This window comes from Streptomyces sp. NPDC051677 (assembly GCF_044453465.1).
Taxonomy (GTDB): domain Bacteria; phylum Actinomycetota; class Actinomycetes; order Streptomycetales; family Streptomycetaceae; genus Streptomyces.
The window spans coordinates 252,322-274,461 of sequence record NZ_JBITCT010000002.1 but is presented as its reverse complement, the minus strand read 5'-3'; the positions used below and the strand labels follow the sequence as shown (position 1 = coordinate 274,461).

Below are 22,140 nucleotides of genomic sequence, written 5' to 3'. Positions count from 1 at the left end.
GCTTATGTGATTTTCACATCCTGGCTCAAAGCCAACACCTGCACGGCAGCGGGGGCCCGACCGTTACACGGCAAACACGTTTCGGGACGGCCCGGTGACACCCCTAAACTGGCCCCGTGACCGAGAACGCTCAGCAGCAGCCATCAGCGCCCCCCACCGAACTGCCGACCCAGTACGCGCCGGCCGACGTAGAGGGGCCGCTGTACGAGCGCTGGGTAGAGCGCGGTTACTTCGAGGCCGACGCGAAGAGCGACAAGCCTCCGTACACGATCGTCATCCCCCCGCCGAACGTCACGGGCAGCCTGCACCTGGGACACGCCTTCGAGCACACGCTCATCGACGCCGTCACCCGCCGCAAGCGCATGCAGGGCTACGAGACGCTGTGGCAGCCCGGCATGGACCACGCCGGCATCGCCACGCAGAACGTCGTCGAGCGTGAACTGGGCAAGGAGGGCAAGTCCCGCCACGACCTGGGCCGCGAGGCGTTCGTCGAGCGCGTCTGGCGCTGGAAGGGCGAGTCCGGCGGCCAGATCAGCGGCCAGATGCGCCGCCTGGGCGACGGCGTCGCCTGGTCGCGCGAGCGCTTCACCATGGACGAGGGCCTGTCCCAGTCCGTTCAGACCATCTTCAAGCGCCTCTACGACGACGAACTCATCTACCGCGCCGAGCGCATCATCAACTGGTGTCCGCGCTGTCTGACCGCGATCTCCGACATCGAGGTCGAGTACCAGGACGACGACGGCGAGCTCGTCTCCATGAAGTACGGGGAGGGGGACGACACCATCGTCGTCGCCACCACGCGCGCGGAGACGATGCTCGGTGACACGGCCGTCGCCGTCCACCCCGACGACGAGCGCTACAAGCACCTCGTCGGCAAGGAGATCCGCCTCCCGCTGACCGACCGCTTCATCCCGGTCGTCGCCGACACGCACGTCGACCCCGAGTTCGGCACGGGCGCCGTCAAGGTGACCCCGGCGCACGACCCGAACGACTTCGAGATCGGCCAGCGCCACAACCTGCCGTCCCTCACGATCATGGACGAGCACGCCGTCATCACGGCCCACGGACCCTTCCAGGGTCTGGACCGCCTGGAGGCCCGCTCCGCCATCGTCGCCGCCCTGCGTGCAGAGGGCCGGATCGTCGCCGAGAAGCGGCCGTACGTCCACTCCGTCGGCCACTGCTCGCGCTGCAAGACCACCATCGAGCCGCGCCTGTCCATGCAGTGGTGGGTCAAGGTCGGCCCGCTGGCGAAGGCCGCCGGCGACGCCGTCCGCGACGGCCGGGTCAAGATCCACCCGCAGGAGATGGAGAAGCGGTACTTCGACTGGGTCGACAACCTCCACGACTGGTGCATCTCACGGCAGTTGTGGTGGGGCCACCGCATCCCGGTCTGGTACGGCCCGAACGGCGAGGTCGTCTGCGTCGGCCCCGACGACGAGGCCCCGGCCGGCGAGGGCTGGCGTCAGGACACCGACGTCCTCGACACCTGGTTCTCCTCCGGTCTCTGGCCGTTCTCGACGCTCGGCTGGCCCGAACAGACCGAGTCGCTCGCGAAGTTCTACCCGAACTCCGTCCTGGTCACCGGCTACGACATCCTCTTCTTCTGGGTCGCCCGGATGATGATGTTCGGCCTCTACGCGATGGACGGCACCCCGCCGTTCCACACCATCGCCCTGCACGGCATGGTCCGCGACCAGTTCGGCAAGAAGATGTCGAAGTCCTTCGGCAACGCGGTCAACCCGCTGGACTGGATGGACAAGTACGGCTCCGACGCGCTCCGGTTCACCCTCGCCCGAGGCGCCAACCCCGGCGTCGACGTCCCGATCGGTGAGGACTGGGTCCAGGGCTCGCGCAACTTCGCCAACAAGATCTGGAACGCCACGCGCTTCGCGCTGATGAACGGCGCCACGGTCGAAGGCCCGCTGCCGGACGCCTCGAAGCTGTCGGCGACCGACCGCTGGATCCTCTCCCGCCTCAACTCGGTCGTCGCCGAAGTCGACGCGCTCTACGAGGACTACCAGTTCGCGAAGCTCTCCGACGCGCTGTTCCACTTCGCCTGGGACGAGGTCTTCGACTGGTACGTCGAGCTGTCCAAGACGACGTTCATGGCGGGCGGCGAGCCCGCGAAGGTCTCCGGCCGCGTCCTCGGCGAGGTCCTCGACGTCACCCTGAAGCTGCTGCACCCGATCGTCCCGTTCGTCACGGAGACGCTCTGGACGACGCTGACCGGCGGCGAGTCGGTCGTCGTCGCCGAGTGGCCGAAGGACAGCGGCTTCCGGGACGCGGCCGCCGAGCGGGAGATCGAGAGCCTCCAGTCGGTGATCACCGAGGTCCGCCGCTTCCGCGCCGACCAGGGTCTGCAGCCGGGGCAGCGGGTCCCGGCCCGCCTCACGCTGGACGGCACGCCGTTCGCCGCGCACGAGGCCGCCGTCCGCCAGCTGCTGCGTCTCCAGCCGGAGGGCGAGGACTTCTCGGCGACGGCGACCCTGCCGGTCGCGGGCGCCACGGTCGCGCTGGACCTGTCCGGCACGATCGACGTGGCCGCGGAGCGCAAGCGCCTCGCCAAGGACCTGGCCGCCGCCGAGAAGGAGAAGGCCCAGGCCAACGCCAAGCTGGGCAACGAGGAGTTCCTCGCGAAGGCCCCTGACCAGGTGGTCGACAAGATCCGCACCCGCCTCGCCAAGGCGGACGAGGACATCGCCCGCATCCAGACCCAGCTGGAGCGCCTGCCCGAGGCGTGACGACCAGCGTGTAGGCGAAGGCCCCCGGCGCCCGTACGGTTCCGGGGGCCTTCGCCTACGTCTGTCAGCGGCCGTCCGTAGACTGGCCCTGTGACTGAAAGCGACCCCTTCGACGAGATCGTCGCCGCCGAGACCGACCGCGACCCCGACCTCGCGGTCATCGAGGCAGGCAGCCGCACCCTCCGTACCCAGGGCGGCGCGCCGCAGGCCGACGTGCCGGGGCGTCCCGAGGACCCCGAGGTCGACAAGGCCCTGCGCGAGGTCGAGGCGGAGCTGGCCACCCGCTGGGGCGAGACCAAGCTGGAGCCGTCCGTCGGCCGCATCGCCGCGCTGATGGACGTGCTGGGGGACCCGCAGCGCTCGTACCCCTCGATCCACATCACCGGGACGAACGGCAAGACGTCCACGGCCCGCATGATCGAGGCCCTGCTCGGCGCCTTCGAGCTGCGCACCGGCCGGTACACGAGCCCCCACGTCCAGTCGATCACCGAGCGGATCAGCCTGGACGGCGCCCCGATCTCCGCCGAGCGGTTCATCGAGACGTACCAGGACGTCAGGCCGTACGTCGAGATGGTCGACGGCCAGCAGGAGTACCGGCTGTCCTTCTTCGAGGTGCTCACCGGCATGGCGTACGCCGCCTTCGCGGACGCGCCCGTCGACGTCGCCGTCGTGGAAGTGGGGATGGGCGGCTCGTGGGACGCCACGAACGTCATCGACGGTGACGTCGCCGTCGTCACGCCGATCGACCTGGACCACACCGACCGGCTCGGGGAGACGCCCGCCGCGATCGCCGTCGAGAAAGCCGGGATCATCAAGCAGGACGCGACGGTCATCCTGGCCCAGCAGCCCGTCGACGCGGCCCAGGTGCTGCTGAAGAAGGCCGTCGAGGTGGATGCCACCGTGGCCCGGGAAGGGCTGGAGTTCGGCGTCGTCGCCCGGCAGGTCGCCGTCGGCGGACAGCTGCTCACCCTGCGCGGGCTGGGCGGCGAGTACCCCGAGGTGTATCTGCCCCTGCACGGTCCCTACCAGGCGCACAACGCGGCCGTCGCGCTCGCCGCCGTCGAGGCGTTCTTCGGCGTCGGCTCCCAGCGGCCCGAGCCGCTCGACATCGACACGATCCGCAAGGCCTTCGCGGCCGTCTCCTCGCCGGGCCGCCTCGAAGTCGTACGGCGCTCCCCGACGATCGTCCTGGACGCCGCGCACAACCCGGCCGGCGCCCGTGCCACCGCCGAGGCCGTCGGCGAGGCCTTCGACTTCAGCAGGCTGATCGGCGTGGTCGGGGCCAGCGGCGACAAGAACGTGCGGGGCCTGCTGGAGGCCTTCGAGCCGATCTTCGCGGAGATCGTCGTCACCCAGAACTCCAGCCACCGCGCGATGGACGCCGACGAGTTGGCGGCGATCGCCGTCGAGGTGTTCGGCGACGACCGCGTGCAGGTCGAGCCGCGGCTGCCCGACGCCCTGGAGGCGGCGATCACGCTCGCCGAGGAGGAGGGCGAGTTCGCCGGCGGCGGCGTGCTGGTCACCGGGTCCGTCATCACCGTCGGCGAGGCCCGACTGCTTCTCGGGAAGGGCTGAGGTCCCCGCCATGCGCACGCTCTGCTCCTCGACCCTGATCGGCGAGTTCTTCATCATCGGCTTCGCCGGTCTGGTCGCCATGAAGGACGCCGACCTGTCCACGTCCACGGTGTGGACGGTCTGCGGCATCGCCATGCTGCTCAGCGTCCTGCTGTGTGGCGTGGTCACCCGGCCCGGGGGCGTCGCCCTCGGCTGGGCGCTGCAGGTCGCCCTCGTCGCGTCCGGCTTCTTCGTCCCGATCATGTTCTTCATGGGGGTGCTGTTCGGGGCACTGTGGTGGGCGTCCGTCCACTTCGGCAGGAAGATCGACGAGGCCAAGGCCCGCTTCGCCGCGCAGGCCGCAGCAACCTCTCCGGATACTGCTGACGCTGCGTAACAGGCACCGGGACACGCCCTGTAACCTCATCCCACCGCACACACCGGCCGTACGAACCGGTTGTGGAATCCGGCAGTAGAAGGAGTCACCTCGTGAGCCAGCGCACCCTCGTCCTGCTCAAGCCCGACGCGGTCCGTCGTGGCCTGACCGGCGAGATCATCAGCCGTATCGAGCGCAAGGCCGGCTGGCAGATCACCGCGCTGGAGCTGCGCACCCTGGACCAGGACACGCTGGAGTCGCACTACGGCGAGCACAAGGGCAAGCCCTTCTACGAGCCGCTGGTGGAGTTCATGGCCTCCGGCCCCGTCGTCGCGCTGATCGTCGAGGGCGAGCGGGTCATCGAGGGCGTGCGCGCGCTCGCCGGTCCGACCGACCCGATCGCCGCCGCCCCCGGCTCCATCCGCGGCGACTACGGCGTGATCGTCCGCGAGAACCTGATCCACGCCTCCGACTCCGAGGAGTCCGCCGAGCGCGAGGTGAAGATCTTCTTCCCCGGTCGCGTCTGACACCGACCGCGGCCGAGTGGCCCAACTGGCCCAACTGGCCCAACTGGCGGAGCGGCGGAAGCGGCTGAAACGGGCGATCGAGGGAACGCGAGCCCCCGAACGCCCGTCTCCAGAAGCGAACCCACACAGCATCTGCAAACAATGGCGGAGACCGCTCCGCAGTGTTCGTGCAGGCGCGTTTACGATGGAAGCCTTCACGTCACAGCACCCACCACGCCGACCTGAAAAGCCCTCAAAGCTCATGGAAGGCCAGTCGAATCCTGATGGGGAACTCAATGTCGTTCATCGGCCGTGACATGGCTGTCGACCTCGGGACCGCCAACACGCTGGTGTACGTCAGGGGTCGCGGGATCGTACTCAACGAGCCGTCCGTCGTCGCGATCAACACCAACACCGGTGGCATCCTCGCGGTCGGCGCCGAAGCGAAGAAGATGATCGGACGCACCCCCGGCAACATCGTTGCCGTGCGTCCGCTGAAGGACGGCGTGATCGCCGACTTCGAGATCACCGAGCGGATGCTCCGCTACTTCATCCTGAAGATCCACAAGCGGCGGTATCTGGCTCGGCCGCGGGTCGTCGTCTGCGTGCCCTCGGGCATCACGGGCGTCGAGCGCCGCGCCGTCATCGAGGCGTCGACCCAGGCCGGCGCCCGTCAGGTGCACATCATCGAGGAGCCCATGGCCGCGGCCATCGGCTCCGGCCTGCCGGTCCACGAGGCCACGGGCAACATGGTGGTGGACATCGGCGGCGGCACCACGGAGGTCGCGGTCATCTCGCTCGGCGGCATCGTCACCGCCCAGTCCATCCGTGTCGCGGGCGACGAACTGGACAACGCGATCATCCAGCACATCAAGAAGGAGTACAGCCTCCTCCTCGGTGAGCGGACCGCCGAACAGATCAAGATCACGATCGGTTCGGCGTACGACCTCGACGACGACCAGCACACCGAAATCCGCGGCCGGGACCTCGTCTCCGGCCTGCCCAAGACCGTCGTCATCTCGGCCGCCGAGGTGCGCAAGGCGATCGAGGAGCCGGTCAACGCGATCGTGGACGCCGTGAAGACCACGCTCGACAAGTGTCCGCCGGAGCTGTCCGGCGACATCATGGACCGCGGAATCGTTCTGACCGGCGGCGGAGCCCTGCTGCGCGGTCTGGACGAGCGGCTGCGCCGGGAGACCGGCATGCCCATCCACATCGCCGAGGACCCGCTGGACAGCGTGGCGCTCGGCTCCGGAAAGTGCGTCGAGGAGTTCGAGGCCCTGCAGCAGGTCCTGGACGCCGCGCCCCGCAGATGACGTAACGCTTCGATTCCGCCGTACGGGATGATCTCCTCTCGTGCGGCGGATCGTTGATATCGAGGCATAAGCTCCCACAAAGCGCCCTTGGTCATCTTGGCCCGGGGCTACCCGAATTCCTGGTTTTTTCTCTCGAGGAAGGGCACGGCCGCCGCACGTGAGGGACACACGAGAGAGCCGGCTGCTCCTGGTGCTGCTGATCGCCATCGCGTTCGCGCTGATCACGGTGGACATCCGCGGCGGGGAGGACTCCCCGGTCGACGGCGCCCGGCAGGCCGCGGCCGCGGTCTTCGGTCCGATCGAGGACGGTGTGTCGTCGGCGGTGGATCCCGTCGGCAACGCCGTCTCCGCCGTCCGTGACTCCGGCGAACGCCATGACCGGCTCACCGAGCTGGAGAAGGAGAACGCGGCCCTCAAGGCGAAACTCGGCAGCGACGACCGCAACCGCAGCCGCCTCGCGCAGCTCGACAAGATGCTGAAGATCGCCGGCGCGGGCCAGTACGGCATCAAGGGCGCCGAGGTCATCGCGATAGGAGCGGCCCAGGGCTTCTCCTGGACCATCACCATCGACGTCGGCGCGAACGACGGCGTCAAGCGCGACATGACGGTCCTGAACGGGGACGGGCTGGTCGGACGGGTCACCACCGTCGGGCCCGACACCGCGACCGTGCTCCTCGCCTCCGACCCCGACTTCACCGTCGGCACCCGCATGGAGGCGTCCGACGAGCTCGGCTTCGCCTCCGGGCAGGGCGACCGGCCGCTGCGCGTCGAACTCCTCAACGGCAAGGCCGACGTGAAGAAGGGCGACCGGCTGGTCACCTTCGGCTCGCAGGCCGACAAGCCCTTCGTGCCCGGCGTCCCCGTCGGCGTCGTCTCCCGCGTCGACCCCTCCGGCGGCGACCTCACCCGCACCCTCTACGTCACGCCGTACGTCAGCTTCACCAAGCTCGACATCGTCGGCGTCGTCGTCCAGGCCCCGAAGAAGGACCCGCGCGACACCGTGCTCCCCTCGAAGCCCAAACCGGTTCCCACGCCGACGGTGACCGTCACGGTCACTCCGAGCGCGAACGCACCCGTAGACGGCCAGCAGCAGTAGGAGCTGACAACCCCCATGCGCGTCAACCGGATCCTGCTCTCCGTCCCGCTGGTCGTCGTCGCCCTGGTGATCCAGGTGAGCGTGCTCGCCCGCCTTCACCTCCCCGGCGCCGTCCCCGACCTCCTCCTGCTCACCGTCCTCGGCCTCGCCATGGTCTACGGCCATGTCGGCGGCGCCCTCATCGGCTTCGGCGCCGGCCTGCTGGCCGACCTCGCCCCGCCCGCCGACCACGCCGCCGGGCGCTACGCCCTGGTGCTGTGCGTGATCGGCTACCTCGCCGGCCTCATCAAGCCCGAGACCGGGCAGATCAAGTCGGCCACCGGCCCCATGGTCGTGGTCGTCGGCGCCGCGATCGGCTCCACTCTGCTGTACGCGGGGGTCGGCGCCCTCGTCGGCGACACCGCCGCCCGCCATGTCGGCCTGACCGGGCTGCTGTTCACGTCCGCCCTGTACGACCTGCTGCTCGCCCCGTTCGTGGTCCCGGCGATCATGTTCCTGGCGCGGCGCGCCGACAACGATCCGCTCGCGGAGACCAACTCCGCCAAGAGTCCCGACATCTCCTCCGGCTGGCTCTCCTCCGGGACGGGTCTCAGGATCGGCGGCCAGCGCGGCGGGCTGAAGCTGAAGGCGGCCAAGTCGCGGGCGACCCGGGCGGGGCGCATCAAGGGGGTCAAGCGGCTGTGAGCGCGGGCGAGTTCGCTGGAAGGTTCACCCGAACGGGGAAGTTCGGGCGGAACGCGGCCTCACAGGCCGGTCGTTCATCATGCGTACGCACACACAGCCGTACGCACAGTCGTACGCGGGGCCGTACGCACGTCCGTGCACACACGTTCGCCCACGCGTCCGCGCACTGAGAGGGGGAGACAGCCGCAGTGACCAACATTCCCGAGACCGGTCGGACACCACGGGTCCAGATCCGGCTCGTCGTGATCCAGATCCTCGTCCTCTCCCTGCTCGGCACCCTCGGCGGCCGCCTGTGGTACCTGCAGATCCGGGAGGGCGCCGCGTACGCCAAGGAGGCCTCCGGCAACCACGTCCAGCAGGTCGTCGAGCCCGCCGTGCGCGGCTCGATCCTGGACGCGCGGGGTGTGCCGCTCGCCGACAACGAGACGCGGCTGGTGGTCTCCGCCTCCCGCACGGACCTGCTGAAGCAGCCGGACGACGGCAAGGCGGTTCTGGCCAAGCTCGCGGGCGTCCTCGGCATGAAGCCCGCAGAGGTCATGCTGAAGGTGCGGCTGTGCGACGCGAAGACCCCGCAGCCCTGTTGGAACGGCTCGCCCTACCAGCCGATCCCCATCACCGACGAGGCCACCGCCAAGCAGGCCCTGCAGATTCGTGAGCGTGCCGAGGACTTCCCCGGCATCACCGCCGAGCCCGAGGCCGTGCGCCGTTACGCCGCTCCCGGCAAGGCCAACACCGCCCAGGTCCTCGGCTATCTCTCCCCGGTCACGGACGAGGAGATCACCAAGGCCCAGGACACCGACTCGCCGTTCCTGCGCTCCGACCAGGTCGGCCGCTCCGGCCTGGAGCGCCAGTACGACAAGGAACTGCGCGGCAAGGCGGGCGTCACCCGCTACGAGGTGGACAACCTCGGCCGCGTCATCGGTCAGGCCGAGGCGGACGCGGCTCAGCCCGGCTCCAACCTCGTCACGAGCATAGACGCCCGGGTTCAGCGGGTCGCCGAGTACGAGCTGAACAACGCGATGAAGATCGCCCGCACCCAGTTCGACAAGATCACCGGCGAGAACTACAAGGCCGACTCCGGAGCGGTCGTGGTGATGGAGGCCAAGACCGGCCGGGTCGTCGCCATGGCGTCCGCCCCGACCTACGACCCCAACGCCTGGGTCGGCGGGATCTCCGCCAAGGACTACAAGAAGCTCACCGGGAAGAACTCCGACTACCCGCTGCTGAACCGGGCCATACAGGGTCAGTCCGCGCCCGGTTCGACGTTCAAGGTGGTCTCCACGGCCGCCGCGGTCGAGGCGGGCTACGAGTGGGACGGCGGCTACCCGTGCACCAGTTCGTACTCGGTGGGCGGCCAGGTCTTCAAGAACTTCGAGGGGGAGAGCTTCGGCCCCATCTCGCTCGGCCGGGCCCTGGAGGTCTCCTGCGACACCGTCTTCTACGGTCTCGCCGACCGGGAGTGGAAGAAGGACGGCGGCATCAACCCGAAGAAGGGTGAGCCCAAGGACTACTTCTACAAGGCCGCCCATCAGTTCGGCCTCGGCAAGGAGACCGGCCTCGACCTCCCCAACGAGGTCACCGGCCGCGTCCCGGACCGCCAGTGGAAGGAGTCCTACTGGAAGGCCAACAAGGACTCCTGGTGCAAGTCCGGCAAGAAGGACGGCAGTTACGTCGAGAAGATCGCGTACGAGAACTGCCTCGAGGGCAACAAGATGCGCGAGGGCGACTCGATCAACTACTCCATCGGCCAGGGCGACACCCTCGTCACGCCGATCCAGGAGGCCGTGATCTACGGGGCGCTCGCCAACGGCGGCACCATGTACACCCCGACCATCGGCAAGGCGATCGTCAGCGCCGACGGCAAGTCCGTCCACGAGATCAAGCCCAAGGTCAAGGGCAAGCTGCCCGTCGACCAGGCGACGATCAAGGGCATGGACACCGCCCTCGAGGGCGTGGTCACCCGCGGTACCGCAGCCTGGAAGTTCGGCGGCTGGCCGCAGGACGAGATCCCGCTGCACGCGAAGACCGGTACCGCGGAGGTCTACGGCAAGCAGACGACGTCCTGGCTCGCCACGTACAGCAAGGACTACACGGTCGTCATGACGATCGCTCAGGCCGGTACCGGTTCGGGCGCCTCCGGTGAGGCCGTGCGGCACATCTACAACGCGATGTACGGCGTCTCCGACGACGGCAAGATCGACAAGAAGAACGCCCTGCTGCCCACCCCGCAGACCGCCCTGCCGAAGGTGCAGGCGGACGGCACGATCAAGTCCCCGAAGGTCTCCAAGGACCCGGCGAAGGAGCAGCGCGCCAGCCAGCAGACCGCGCCGGAGTCGGACGAGACGCAGCCCGGGGCCACCGTGCAGCAGAACACGAACACCAACCGCGACACCCGCAGGCGACGGCGGAAGAGGGGAAGCCGGAGGATGTGCACATGACCGGCGCGAACAGCTTCTCCGTCTCCGGATACGGGCCCGAGCGGGCCGGCTGGACGCGGGTCTTCGCCCGTGACTCGCTGGCCCGGCGGCTGGACTGGCCGATACTGCTGTCGGCGATCGCCCTGTCGCTGATCGGCTCGCTCCTGGTCTACTCGGCGACCCGCAACCGCACCGAGATCAACCAGGGCGACCCCTACTACTTCCTCATCCGTCACCTCATGAACATGGGCATCGGGCTCGCCCTGATGATCGGCACGATCTGGCTCGGCCACCGCACCCTGCGCAACGCGGTACCGGTCCTGTACGGCCTCTCCCTCATGGGGATCCTGGCGGTGCTGACCCCGCTGGGCTCGACCGTCAACGGCGCGCACTCCTGGATCGTGCTCGGCGGCGGCTTCTCGCTCCAGCCCTCGGAGTTCGTGAAGATCACGATCATCCTGGGCATGGCGATGCTGCTCGCGGCCCGGGTCGACGCGGGCGACAAGCCCTACCCCGACCAGCGCACGGTGGTCCAGGCACTGGGCCTCGCGGCCGTGCCCATGCTGATCGTCATGCTGATGCCCGACCTCGGGTCGGTCATGGTGATGGTGATGATCGTGCTGGGCCTGCTGCTGGCGTCCGGCGCCTCCAACCGCTGGGTCTTCGGGCTCCTCGGCGCGGGCGCGGCCGGTGCGATCGCCGTCTGGCAGCTGCACATCCTGGACGAGTACCAGATCGCCCGCTTCGCCGCCTTCGCCAACCCCAGCCTCGACCCCGCGGGCGTCGGCTACAACACCAACCAGGCACGCATCGCCATCGGTTCCGGCGGCCTCACGGGGGCGGGACTGTTCCACGGCTCGCAGACGACGGGCCAGTTCGTCCCGGAGCAGCAGACGGACTTCGTCTTCACCGTCGCGGGCGAGGAACTGGGCTTCATGGGCGCGGGCCTGATCATCGTCCTGCTGGGCATTCTGCTGTGGCGCGCCTGCCGCATCGCCCGGGAGACGACGGAGCTGTACGGCACGATCGTCGCCGCCGGCATCGTGGCCTGGTTCGCCTTCCAGTCCTTCGAGAACATAGGGATGACCCTGGGGATCATGCCGGTGACGGGCCTGCCGCTGCCGTTCGTCTCCTACGGCGGCTCGTCGATGTTCTCGGTGTGGGTGGCGGTGGGGCTGTTGCAGTCCATCCGGGTGCAGCGGCCCATGTCGGCGTAGGGGATCCAGGAGGTGTAAGGCGTCGGACACCTTCTGGTTTCCCTGAGTTCAGGCGTGATTCGGGTCCGGTGCGCCCTGCCGTTCGGGCCCGAGTGCGACTAGATTCGAATCATGGCGGAGACGAAACGCGAGATCGAGCGCAAGTACGAATCCGACGACAGTGGTCTGCCCGACCTGACCGGCGCCGCGGGGATCACGTCCGTCCTGGACAAGGGCGTCGCCGAGTTGGACGCGACCTACTACGACACCTCCGACCTGCGGCTGGCCACGGCCTCGATCACATTGCGTCGTCGTACCGGAGGTTCCGACGCCGGCTGGCACCTGAAACTGCCGGTCGGCCCGGGCATCCGGGACGAGATCCGGGCCCCGCTCTCCGACGCCGTACCCGACGAGCTCGCCCAGCTGGTCCGCTCCCGCGTGCGGGAGGGACAGCTGGTGCCCGTGGTGCGGCTGCGCTCCAGCCGGGACGTCCGCGACCTCGTCGACGCCAAGGGCCGGCTGCTCGCCGAGGCCAGCGTGGACGCCGTACGGGCGGACAGGCTGTTCGGCGGTCAGGGCACCGCCCAGTGGACCGAGATAGAGGTGGAGCTCGCCGACGGCGGCGACCCGGCCCTCCTCGACAAGGTGGACAAGCGGTTGCGCAAGGCGGGCGTACGGCCGTCGAAGTCGGCGTCGAAGCTGGAGCGGGCGCTGGCGGAGACGAAGGGCGGGCATCCGCGGCCGAAGGACACGGGCCCCGCCGAGCCCGTCACCGCCGGCGACCACGTCCTGGCGTACATCCGTGCCCAGCGGGACGCGATCGTCGAGCTGGACCCGGCCGTGCGCCGGGACGCCGAGGAGTCGATCCACGACATGCGGGTCGCCACCCGCAGGCTGCGCAGCACGTTCCGCTCCTTCCGCAAGGTCCTCGACCGGGACGTCACCGACCCGATCGCCGTCGAGCTGAAATGGCTGGCCGGGGAGCTGGGCGTGGGCCGCGACCACGAGGTGCTGGCCGAGCGGCTGGGCGCGGCCCTCGACGAACTGCCCTCCGCCTTGGTCTCCGGCCCGATCCACGACCGGCTGCGCACCTGGGCCAAGGCCGGCGAGCACGGTTCCCGCCGCCGGCTGCTCGGCGTACTCGACTCGCAGCGCTATCTGACGCTCCTCGACAGCCTGGACGCCGTGGTCGCCGACCCGCCGACGCTCAAGGCGGCCGCCAAGAAGCCGGACAAGGTGCTCGCCAAGGCCGTGCGCAAGGACTTCGGGAAGGTCTCCGCGCTGATCGAGGAGGGCATGGAGCAGCCGCCCGGCGCCGACCGCGACCTCGGACTGCACGAGGCCCGCAAGAAGGCCAAGCGGACGCGGTACGCGGCCGAGGCGGCCCACCCGGCCCTCGGAAAGCCGGCCAAGGCCCTCGTCAAGTCCATGAAGTCGCTCCAGAGCCTGCTCGGCGACCACCAGGACAGCGTCATGGCCCGCACGACCCTGCGCGAGCTGTCCGCGGTGGCGCACGCGGCGGGGGAGAGCGCCTTCACCTACGGCGTGCTGTACGCCCGTGAGGAGCGGCGTGCGGAGCGGGTGGAGGAGGCACTGCCCAAGAAGTGGAAGAAGACCAACGGCTCGATGCAGGTTTAGCACCGCAGTCTTCGCGGGCGGGGGAGTCCTCCGGGCGGGTTAGGCTTGATGGTCACCCCTGTCCCTGTCAGCTCACGAAGGTAACCCCGCGATGTCTGTCGAGTCGGTCTTCCCGCAGCTCGAAGCCTTGCTCCCGCATGTGCAGAAGCCGATCCAGTACGTGGGCGGCGAGCTCAACTCCACGGTCAAGCCCTGGGAGTCCTGCGACGTCCGCTGGGCGCTCATGTACCCGGACGCGTACGAGGTCGGTCTGCCCAACCAGGGCGTCATGATCCTCTACGAGGTCCTGAACGAGCAGGAGGGCGTCCTCGCCGAGCGCACGTACAGCGTGTGGCCGGACCTGGAGGCGCTGATGCGGGAGCACGCCGTCCCGCAGTTCACGGTGGACGGCCACCGCCCGGTGAAGGCGTTCGACGTGTTCGGCCTGTCGTTCTCGACGGAGCTGGGTTACACGAACATGCTGACCGCCCTGGACCTCGCCGGCATTCCGCTGGAGTCCAAGGACCGCACGATCGACGACCCGATCGTCCTCGCGGGCGGCCACGCCGCGTTCAACCCCGAGCCGATCGCCGACTTCATCGACGCGGCGATCATCGGCGACGGCGAGCAGGCCGTCCTCGACATGACGAAGATCATCCGCGAGTGGAAGGCGGAGGGCAGGCCGGGTGGCCGCGAGGAGGTCCTCTTCCGCCTCGCGAAGACGGGCTCGGTGTACATCCCGGCGTTCTACGACGTCGAGTACCTGCCGGACGGCCGGATCGCGCGGGTCGTGCCGAACAAGTCCGGCGTGCCGTGGCGGGTCAGCAAGCACACGGTCATGGACCTGGACGAGTGGCCGTACCCCAAGCAGCCGCTGGTCCCGCTCGCCGAGACGGTCCACGAGCGCATGTCGGTGGAGATCTTCCGCGGCTGCACGCGCGGCTGCCGCTTCTGCCAGGCCGGCATGATCACGCGCCCGGTGCGCGAGCGCTCCATCACGGGCATCGGCGACATGGTGGAGAAGGGCCTGAAGGCGACCGGCTTCGAGGAGGTCGGCCTTCTCTCCCTGTCGAGCGCGGACCACAGCGAGATCGGCGACATCGCCAAGGGCCTCGCGGACCGGTACGAGGAGGACAAGATCGGCCTGTCCCTCCCCTCCACCCGCGTCGACGCCTTCAACGTGGACCTGGCGAACGAGCTGACGAGGAACGGCCGCCGGTCCGGCCTGACCTTCGCGCCCGAGGGCGGCTCGGAGCGCATGCGCAAGGTCATCAACAAGATGGTCTCGGAAGAGGACCTGATCCGGACGGTCTCCACCGCGTACGGCAACGGCTGGCGGCAGGTGAAGCTGTACTTCATGTGCGGTCTGCCGACGGAGACCGACGAGGACGTCCTGCAGATCGCCGACATGGCGATGAACGTGATCGCCGAGGGCCGCAAGGTCTCCGGCCAGAACGACATCCGCTGCACGGTGTCGATCGGCGGCTTCGTCCCGAAGCCCCACACCCCCTTCCAGTGGGCCCCACAGCTCTCCGCCGAGGAGACGGACGCGCGCCTGGAGAAGCTCCGTGACAAGATCCGCGGCGACAAGAAGTACGGCCGCTCGATCGGCTTCCGCTATCACGACGGCAAGCCGGGCATCGTGGAGGGCCTGCTCTCGCGCGGCGACCGCCGCATCGGCGCGGTCATCCGGGCCGTCTACGAGGACGGCGGCCGCTTCGACGGCTGGCGCGAGCACTTCTCCTACGACCGCTGGATGGCTTGCGCCGACAAGACGCTGCCCGCCTTCGGCGTCGACGTCGACTGGTACACGACGCGCGAGAAGACCTACGAGGAGGTCCTGCCCTGGGACCACCTGGACTCGGGCCTCGACAAGGACTGGCTCTGGGAGGACTGGCAGGACGCCCTCGACGAAACCGAGGTCGAGGACTGCCGCTGGACGCCGTGCTTCGACTGCGGGGTATGTCCCCAGTTCGACACATGGCCACAACTGAGCAACAGCGGCAAGAAGATGCTGCCGCTCACGGTCAAGAAGGACGCTGCGACCAGCGGACACGTGCACGGACACGGGCACTGAGGTGAGTGAGGCGCTGCGGCGGATCGCTGAGGCTGTGGCGGAGGTCACAGAGGATGAGGTGGTCGCGGCGCTGGGCACGCTGGGAGTGCTGCCGGGGCGGCAGAGCCAGGCACTGGACGCGACCAGAACACCGCTGCCGCCGCCTGGGGGCTCGCCGAGGATCCTCTCCGAGGTGGAGTGGGTCTGACCCCGTCGACTGCCTGAGAACGGCATCTGTGAACTTCTGAGCCCCCTCCTTGATCGGGAGGGGGCTCGGTCGTGTCTGGATCAGCTTTGGCAACCGCAGCCCGATGCAGCCTTGGCCGTGCTGACGCTGACGGAGGGATCTGCTGACGTCTCGGCGTCGGTGCAGCAGGCGTTCACGCCGCAGCAAGAGTCGGCCGACGCGTTCGTCTGGATGCCGGGCTGCGGAGTCGTCGGCTTGGACGCTCGGACGATCGCGGAGTGCATGCCGTCGGCGACCGCGTGCGTCGGGATGATCTCGACGTCGGTGAACCCTGCCGCTTCCAGGCCTGCGCGGTACTCCTCGAAGGAGAGGGCGCCCGCGATGCACCCCACGTAGTCGCCGCGTTCCGCGCGCTGGGCCGGGGTGAGTGAGTCGTCGGCGACCACGTCGGACACGCCGATCCGGCCGCCGGGCTTGAGGACGCGGTAAGTCTCGGCGAAGACGGCGGGCTTGTCGGTGGACAGGTTGATCACGCAGTTGGAGATCACGACGTCGATGGTGTGCGCGGGCAGCGGGATCGCCTCGATCGTGCCGTTGAGGAACTCGACGTTCGTCGCGCCGGCCTTCTCGGCGTTGGCCAGGGCCAGGGTGAGCATCTCGTCGGTCATGTCGAGGCCGTACGCCTTGCCGGTGGGGCCTACGCGGCGGGCGGAGAGCAGGACGTCGATGCCGCCGCCCGAGCCGAGATCGAGGACGCGTTCGCCCTCGCGCAGTTCGGCGACGGCGGTGGGGTTGCCGCAGCCGAGGGAGGCGGCCACGGCTTCTGCGGGCAGGATCTCGCGCTCGTCAGCGGCGTACAGGGTCGAGCCGAAGTTCTCGCCGACCTCGATGGGCTGAGGCCCGCAACAAGCGGTGCCGCCTTCGGTGACCTGCACGGCCGCTGCCGCGTAGCGCTGACGGACGGTTTCCCGCATGTGGGTGGACTGCTCGGACATGAACCACTCCTGAGTGACTGGGCATGGCGGTGCCCTGAACGGCTTGTATTGACGTTCGTTGATTCAACCTTGCGCCTTGGTTCGAAAAACGTCAACATAGAAGCATGTCGAATCAAGAGTTGAAGATCCTCGGTCAGGACGGGGATGGTTCCTGCTGCGAGGGACTGGCCACGGCGCCCCTGGGCGAGGAGCAGGCGGCCGACCTGGCAAAGATCTTCAAAGCCCTGGGTGACCCGGTGCGTCTGCGGCTGATGTCGATGATCGCCTCGCGGGAGGGCGGCGAGGTGTGCGTCTGTGAGCTGACCCCTGCCTTCGACCTCTCCCAACCGACGATCTCGCACCACCTGAAGCTTCTCAGGCAGGCGGGGCTCATCGACTGTGAGCGCCGCGGTACCTGGGTCTACTACTGGGTGCTGCCCGATGCGCTCGACCGATTGGCCGGATTCCTGGCCATGCCGCAGACGGCGAAGGTAACCGCGTGAGCGCGCCCCTGGGTCGTCGCGTCGCTGCGGAAACGGTCGGTTCGGCTGCGCTGGTGGCGGTGGTCGTCGGCTCGGGGATCCAGGCGACCGAACTCTCGCGGGACGTGGGGGTCCAATTGCTCGCCAACTCCACTTCCACGGTCTTCGGCCTGGCCGTGCTGATCGTGCTCCTCGGGCCGGTCTCCGGCGCGCACTTCAACCCGGTCGTCACCCTCGCAGCGTGGTTCACCAGTCGGAGGAGCGGAGACGGGCTGAGTCTGCGGGAGGTGGCGGCGTACGTTCCGGCGCAGATCGCGGGGGCCGTCGCCGGTGCAGTCCTGTCCGACGCCATGTTCTCCGAACCCCTGGTGAAGTGGTCCACTCATGACCGCTTCGCAGGGCACCTATGGCTCGGGGAAGTCGTGGCGACTGCCGGACTGATTCTGCTGATCTTCGGCCTGAGCCGGACGGGTCATGAGCGATTCGCTCCGGCCGTTGTGGCGTCCTTCATCGGGGCCGCCTACTGGTTCACCTCCTCCACCTCCTTCGCGAACCCTGCGGTGACCATCGGCCGGACGTTCACCGACACCTTCGCCGGAATCGCCCCGGCCTCCGTCGCGCCGTTCATCGCGGCGCAACTGGCGGGTGCTGCCGTCGGCCTGGGTCTGGTGGCGTTGCTCTTCGGGCCCGCCGCTCCTGCCGAAACCGACATCGTCATGCCGCGAGGCGACACCGAACTCGCTGCTTCTCCTCGCTGAACCGTCTTCCAAGGAACCCCCGGCATGAGCGACCCCACCCCGCGTCCCTCCGTTCTGTTCGTCTGCGTCCACAACGCCGGGCGCTCCCAGATGGCCGCCGCCTTCCTCACTCACTTCGTCGGGGAGAAGGTGGAAGTCCGCTCGGCTGGCTCCGCCCCTGCCGACACGGTCAATTCGGCGGTGGTGGAAGCGATGAACGAAGTCGGCATCGACATCTCCGCCGAGACACCGAAGGTCCTCACGGCGGAAGCCGTACAAGCGTCCGATGTCGTCATCACGATGGGATGCGGAGACACCTGCCCCGTCTTCCCGGGGAAGCGATACCTCGACTGGCAACTCGACGATCCGGCCGGCCAAGGCGTTGACGCCGTCCGTCCGATCCGGGACGAGATTGAGCGGCGCATCCGTGCGCTGGTGAACGACCTGACAGGCTGAACGGTCTAGCTGTATCTGAGGCCTCACAGCTTGCCCGCATTGCAGTGTCGGATTGGCCCGCCATGGACACGACAATTCAGATCGGTCCGACGGGCAAGAAGCTGTTGCCGTTGACGGTGAAGCAGCCGGCGGGCAGCGGGCACAGTCACTGACTCGCGGTCATGAGCCGTCAGGGGTGTGCGGAGGGCCGGTCGACCGGACCTCCGCACACCCCGTTGGTGTGTTGGCGGCCCGTCAGCTGGGTGTGACGGCTGTGCCGCTGTTGGTGGCGAGGGCCGCGGGCTGAAGGTTGACCCTCACCCAGGGCTGGGGGAGGCCCTGTGCGTTATCGCAGTTCAGGGTGGCATTGGGCTGGGTGTTCTGCTCTACGCAGGTGGTCTCCCAGACCTGGCCCAAGGTCGTGATGATGTCGAACTTGATGGGGGCCGCGGCGTTCTGGGGGTGGGCGTTGACTCCGATGGCGCAGGCGAAGCCGACAGGGGCGCCCTGTGAATCCACACCACCCATGGGGTAGTTGGGGTGCGTGCTGAGATCGGTCCACAGGAAGGGTTGGGGTGTGGTGCCCATGAGGCCGCGGACACCCGCGAACGCTCGCGTGTTGAACAGTGCGGCCCGGAGCTCGAAGTCGGCCGAGTCCTGCGCCGCGTCGAGGTCGATGCAGGGGCCGGCGGCGCCCGTGGATCCCGTGGATCCCGTGGATCCCGTGGCTCCGGTGGCTCCGGTGGCTCCGGTGGCTCCGGTGGCCCCCGTGGCTCCGGTGGCCCCCGTGGCTCCGGTCGCGCCCGTAGCGCCCTTGGGGCCGGTCGGGCCCGTAGCGCCCTTGGGGCCGGTCGGGCCCTTGCACTGGTCTTTGGCGGCCGCCTCGGCCGCCCGGGGTTTGTGATGGGCCGGCTGCTTGCACTTGTCGCCGCCGCTGGGGGTGGCCTCCGACCGCGCGTAGTCGGTGACGCTGCGCGCCGCCGCGGCGGCCGGGCTGATCACGCCCGCCGCCAGGACCACGGCGAGCGAGGCCACCATGCCGGCCTTCTTGCATCTGTGCCGCGTCACCGGCCCCAGGAGGGAGTACGGTCCGAACTCAGGTCGCATTCTCGTGCTCCTTGCATCGACCGGTCCGGGTGGTCCCCGAACCTGAGGGCGAGCCTGACCCGAGGAACGGGCTCCGGCGAGGCGGATGACCCGAAAGCGTCTGTTTATCGACGTATCGGACTAATCGGTGCGTGCTGATGGGTCATTCTCTGCCGGGGGCGCCCACGTGGGTGTTTTCGCGGCCGTTCGGGGAGCGTTGCGGCCCGCTTCCCGCGTGGATGGGCGGCCCCGCACCAGGCCTGTGTCACCTTGACGCCCGTGAAACAGCAGACCCTGTGCCTGTGCATGATCGTCAAGGACGAGTCACGGGTGATCGAACGCTGCCTGGAGTCCGTACGCCCCCTCATCGACTACTGGGTGATCTCCGACACCGGTTCGACGGACGGCACGCAGGAGCTGATCCGCAAGGTGCTCGACGGCATCCCGGGCGAGCTCCACGAGGAACCCTGGGTCGACTTCGGGCACAACCGGACGCAGAACATCCAGCACGCCCGCGGCAAGGCCGACTACCTGCTCACCCTCGACGCCGATCACGTCATGCGCCAGGACGCCCCGCTGCCCCGGCTGACGGCGGGCTCGTACATGCTGCGCTACGACACCCCGGGCACCCAGCACCGCTTCAAGCACCTCATGCGCGGCGACTGGGCCTGGCGCTACGAGGGCGTCACCCACGAGTACCCGTGCACCGACGAGCCAGACCGGCAGGAGAACCTGGACGCGCTCGTCATCGAGGACCACGCGGACGGCGGCTGCCGCAGCGACAAGTTCGAGCGCGACGCACGCCTGCTGCGGGGCGAGTTGGAGCGCGATCCCACCAACCCGCGCACCGTCTTCTACCTCGCCAACACCGAACGCGACCTGGGACACGTGGACGAGGCGATCGCGCTGTACGAGCGGCGGGCCGAGCTGGGCGGCTGGGGCGAGGAGGTCTACTGCTCGCTCCTGGAGGCCGGGATCCTCAAAGCGGAGAAGACCGACGACTGGCCCGGCGCCATGGACGCGTTCTCCCGCGCCTGGGAGTCCCGCCCCGCCCGCCTCGAAGCCGTCTACGAACTGACCTCGCGACTGCGCCTGCAGAGCCGCTATCGCACTGCGTACGCCCTGCTCGGCGGGGTGGTCGGCGCACGTGAGCCGGACGACCTGCTGTTCACCAAGTCGTGGGTGTACCAGTGGGGTCTGCTCTTCGAGTTCTCGATCTGCGCGTACTGGGTCGGCGATCACACGGCCGCCGTCCGGGCCTGCGACGCGCTGCTGGCGATGCCGGAGCTGCCCGATGCCATCCGTCAACAGGCCGAGACCAACCGGGAGTTCTCCGCCCCGCACGTCAAGGCCGTCCCGCGGGCGGCCGCCGCGGTCCGTCGGCCGAAGGCGTCCAGGGCGGGCAAGGCGGCCAGGGCCCGGAAGAGGTGACGCTGCCTTGACGGCCGCGTTCCGGCTGGTCAGTGCATCCGCCGGGGCGCCGGTAGCGTCTACGTCGACATGGACCTGCAGAAGCCGCCCGCCGCACCGCCTGCGCAGCCGCCCGCCCAGGCGCCCGAGGGGTGTCTCGTCGTCGCGATCCGGCTGCCCGTGCGGATCGTCGTGCTCGTGCTGGTCGTGCCCGTGCGGATGGCGTGGGACGCGCTCGTCGTCGTCGCACGGTTCCTCAGGGGCACGGTCCTCAGGCCGCTGGGGCGGGCCCTGCTGTGGCTGGCGAAGGCGCTGTTCGTCTGGCCGCTGATCGGGCTGTGGCGGTACGTCGTCGTCCCCTTGGGCCGGGTGCTCGGGTGGCTCGGGAACGTGCTGCTCGTCGTGCCGGCGGTGTGGTCGTACCGGTACGTCCTCACTCCGGTCGGGCACGGCATCGCGTGGCTGGCACGGGGGACGGGGGGCGGACTGGCGTGGGTGTACGCGCGCGTGCTGACGCCCGTCGGGCTTGCGGTGCTCTGGCTGCTGAAGGGCGTCGGCGCCGTCCTCGCCGCCGTCGGCGTGGGCGCGTACGCCGGTGTGGCGTGGCTGGCGCGGTACCTCGTCGTCCTTCCGGCCCGCTGGGTCCACGCGTGGATCCTCGCGCCGGTCGGGCGGGCGATCGCCTGGTGTGCGCGAGGGGTGTGGCTGGGCCTGGCGATGCTGGTCAGGGGGATCGGTTTCGTCCTGTACTGGATCACCCGGGTCCTGGTCGTGCTGCCCGCGTCGGCCCTGTGGCGCTGGGTGCTCGCCCCCGTCGGGCGCTTCCTCGCGGTTCTCGCACGGGAGGTGGGGGACGCCCTCGGCCACGCCTGGCGGATCGCCGGACGGATCTCGCTCGTCGTCGGACGGTTCCTCGGCGCCCTCTTCCGGTGGATCTTCGTCGAGCCGGTGCGCTGGGCGTACCGGAACGTCCTCACCCCGGTCGGGCGCCTCGTCCGGGACGCCGTGCTGCGTCCCGCGGCTCGGGCCGCGCGCAGCGTGGGCCGCACCGCCCGGCAGGCGCTGGCCGCCGCCCGGGAGACGGCCCGGCAGGCCCGCGCGGACGTGCGCCGGATGCTGTTCGGGGAGCCGAGGAAGCCGAGCGAGCGGGAGGCGCTCGTCCGGCGGGAACCATCGGAGGGCGAGACACGTACTCTTGGTAGGAGTACGACCGCTCTCACGAAGGACTGAACGACACTGGGCAAGCGACAGCCCGAAGGCCCGCCGCCCG

At 69.3% G+C, this 22,140-nt stretch carries 19 protein-coding genes; 17 read left to right on the top strand and 2 right to left on the bottom strand.

Annotated features, from left to right (window positions below):
• The first annotated feature begins 116 nt into the window (after positions 1-116).
• The 12 genes from ACIBAF_RS04170 to ACIBAF_RS04115 all read left to right on the top strand — a co-directional run bounded on the left by ACIBAF_RS04170 (position 117) and on the right by ACIBAF_RS04115 (position 15,767).
• On the top strand, positions 117-2,741 hold the full coding sequence (locus tag ACIBAF_RS04170; RefSeq protein ID WP_399461542.1) for a valine--tRNA ligase: 2,625 nt from the start codon (positions 117-119) through the stop codon (positions 2,739-2,741).
• Between the two features lie 90 nt (positions 2,742-2,831).
• Positions 2,832-4,316 (top strand): bifunctional folylpolyglutamate synthase/dihydrofolate synthase, encoded by a 1,485-nt coding sequence (locus ACIBAF_RS04165; protein WP_399461541.1) that lies wholly within the window; start codon positions 2,832-2,834, stop codon positions 4,314-4,316.
• Between the two features lie 10 nt (positions 4,317-4,326).
• Positions 4,327-4,692 (top strand): DUF4233 domain-containing protein, encoded by a 366-nt coding sequence (locus tag ACIBAF_RS04160; protein ID WP_399461540.1) that lies wholly within the window; start codon positions 4,327-4,329, stop codon positions 4,690-4,692.
• 92 nt (positions 4,693-4,784) lie between these two features.
• Positions 4,785-5,198 (top strand): nucleoside-diphosphate kinase, encoded by a 414-nt coding sequence (gene ndk, locus ACIBAF_RS04155; RefSeq protein WP_399461539.1) that lies wholly within the window; start codon positions 4,785-4,787, stop codon positions 5,196-5,198.
• 275 nt (positions 5,199-5,473) lie between these two features.
• Positions 5,474-6,493: a rod shape-determining protein gene (locus tag ACIBAF_RS04150; RefSeq protein ID WP_020127820.1), complete on the top strand. Its 1,020-nt coding sequence runs from the start codon at positions 5,474-5,476 to the stop codon at positions 6,491-6,493.
• Between the two features lie 157 nt (positions 6,494-6,650).
• Positions 6,651-7,589 (top strand): rod shape-determining protein MreC, encoded by a 939-nt coding sequence (gene mreC, locus ACIBAF_RS04145; RefSeq protein WP_399461538.1) that lies wholly within the window; start codon positions 6,651-6,653, stop codon positions 7,587-7,589.
• A gap of 15 nt (positions 7,590-7,604) precedes the next feature.
• Entirely contained in the window at positions 7,605-8,273 is a 669-nt protein-coding gene (gene mreD, locus ACIBAF_RS04140; RefSeq protein ID WP_399461537.1) for a rod shape-determining protein MreD, read from the top strand.
• Positions 8,274-8,461: 188 nt separating this feature from the next.
• Positions 8,462-10,711 carry a penicillin-binding protein 2 gene (mrdA, locus tag ACIBAF_RS04135; RefSeq protein WP_399461536.1) on the top strand — a complete coding sequence of 750 codons (2,250 nt, stop codon included), beginning with the start codon at positions 8,462-8,464 and terminating at the stop codon, positions 10,709-10,711.
• Positions 10,708-11,907, top strand: coding sequence for a rod shape-determining protein RodA (rodA, locus tag ACIBAF_RS04130; protein ID WP_399461535.1), 1,200 nt, complete (start codon positions 10,708-10,710; stop codon positions 11,905-11,907). Before mrdA ends, rodA begins: the two co-directional genes overlap by 4 nt.
• 111 nt (positions 11,908-12,018) lie before the next feature.
• Positions 12,019-13,524 (top strand): CHAD domain-containing protein, encoded by a 1,506-nt coding sequence (locus tag ACIBAF_RS04125; RefSeq protein ID WP_399461534.1) that lies wholly within the window; start codon positions 12,019-12,021, stop codon positions 13,522-13,524.
• A 91-nt stretch (positions 13,525-13,615) separates the two neighbouring features.
• On the top strand, positions 13,616-15,580 hold the full coding sequence (locus ACIBAF_RS04120; protein ID WP_399461533.1) for a TIGR03960 family B12-binding radical SAM protein: 1,965 nt from the start codon (positions 13,616-13,618) through the stop codon (positions 15,578-15,580).
• Positions 15,581-15,614: 34 nt separating this feature from the next.
• Entirely contained in the window at positions 15,615-15,767 is a 153-nt protein-coding gene (locus ACIBAF_RS04115) for a hypothetical protein (RefSeq protein WP_399461532.1), read from the top strand.
• Positions 15,768-15,847: 80 nt separating this feature from the next.
• Here ACIBAF_RS04115 and arsM read toward each other — a convergent pair whose 3' ends face one another.
• Entirely contained in the window at positions 15,848-16,741 is an 894-nt protein-coding gene (arsM, locus tag ACIBAF_RS04110; RefSeq protein WP_399461531.1) for an arsenite methyltransferase, read from the bottom strand.
• 104 nt (positions 16,742-16,845) lie between these two features.
• On the opposite strand from arsM, the gene ACIBAF_RS04105 reads away from it, so the two are divergent.
• From ACIBAF_RS04105 to ACIBAF_RS04095, 3 genes are read left to right on the top strand one after another with little or no spacing between them, the layout of a single operon-like run.
• Positions 16,846-17,223, top strand: a complete 378-nt coding sequence (locus tag ACIBAF_RS04105) for an ArsR/SmtB family transcription factor (RefSeq protein WP_399461530.1) — start codon at positions 16,846-16,848, stop codon at positions 17,221-17,223.
• On the top strand, positions 17,220-17,960 hold the full coding sequence (locus tag ACIBAF_RS04100) for an aquaporin (protein WP_399461529.1): 741 nt from the start codon (positions 17,220-17,222) through the stop codon (positions 17,958-17,960). Before ACIBAF_RS04105 ends, ACIBAF_RS04100 begins: the two co-directional genes overlap by 4 nt.
• 24 nt (positions 17,961-17,984) lie before the next feature.
• Complete coding sequence (locus ACIBAF_RS04095) at positions 17,985-18,395, top strand: arsenate reductase ArsC (RefSeq protein WP_399461528.1); 411 nt, start codon at positions 17,985-17,987, stop codon at positions 18,393-18,395.
• 234 nt (positions 18,396-18,629) lie between these two features.
• On the opposite strand, the gene ACIBAF_RS04090 is transcribed toward ACIBAF_RS04095, so the two are convergent.
• Positions 18,630-19,481, bottom strand: coding sequence for a hypothetical protein (locus tag ACIBAF_RS04090; RefSeq protein ID WP_399461527.1), 852 nt, complete (start codon positions 19,479-19,481; stop codon positions 18,630-18,632).
• Between the two features lie 258 nt (positions 19,482-19,739).
• Here ACIBAF_RS04090 and ACIBAF_RS04085 point away from each other — a divergent pair, with 258 nt between their 5' ends.
• A complete protein-coding gene (locus ACIBAF_RS04085; protein WP_399461526.1) occupies positions 19,740-20,891 on the top strand; it encodes a glycosyltransferase in 1,152 nt (383 codons plus the stop codon).
• A 69-nt stretch (positions 20,892-20,960) separates the two neighbouring features.
• Positions 20,961-22,100, top strand: a complete 1,140-nt coding sequence (locus ACIBAF_RS04080; RefSeq protein ID WP_399461525.1) for a hypothetical protein — start codon at positions 20,961-20,963, stop codon at positions 22,098-22,100.
• The last annotated feature ends 40 nt before the right edge of the window (positions 22,101-22,140 follow it).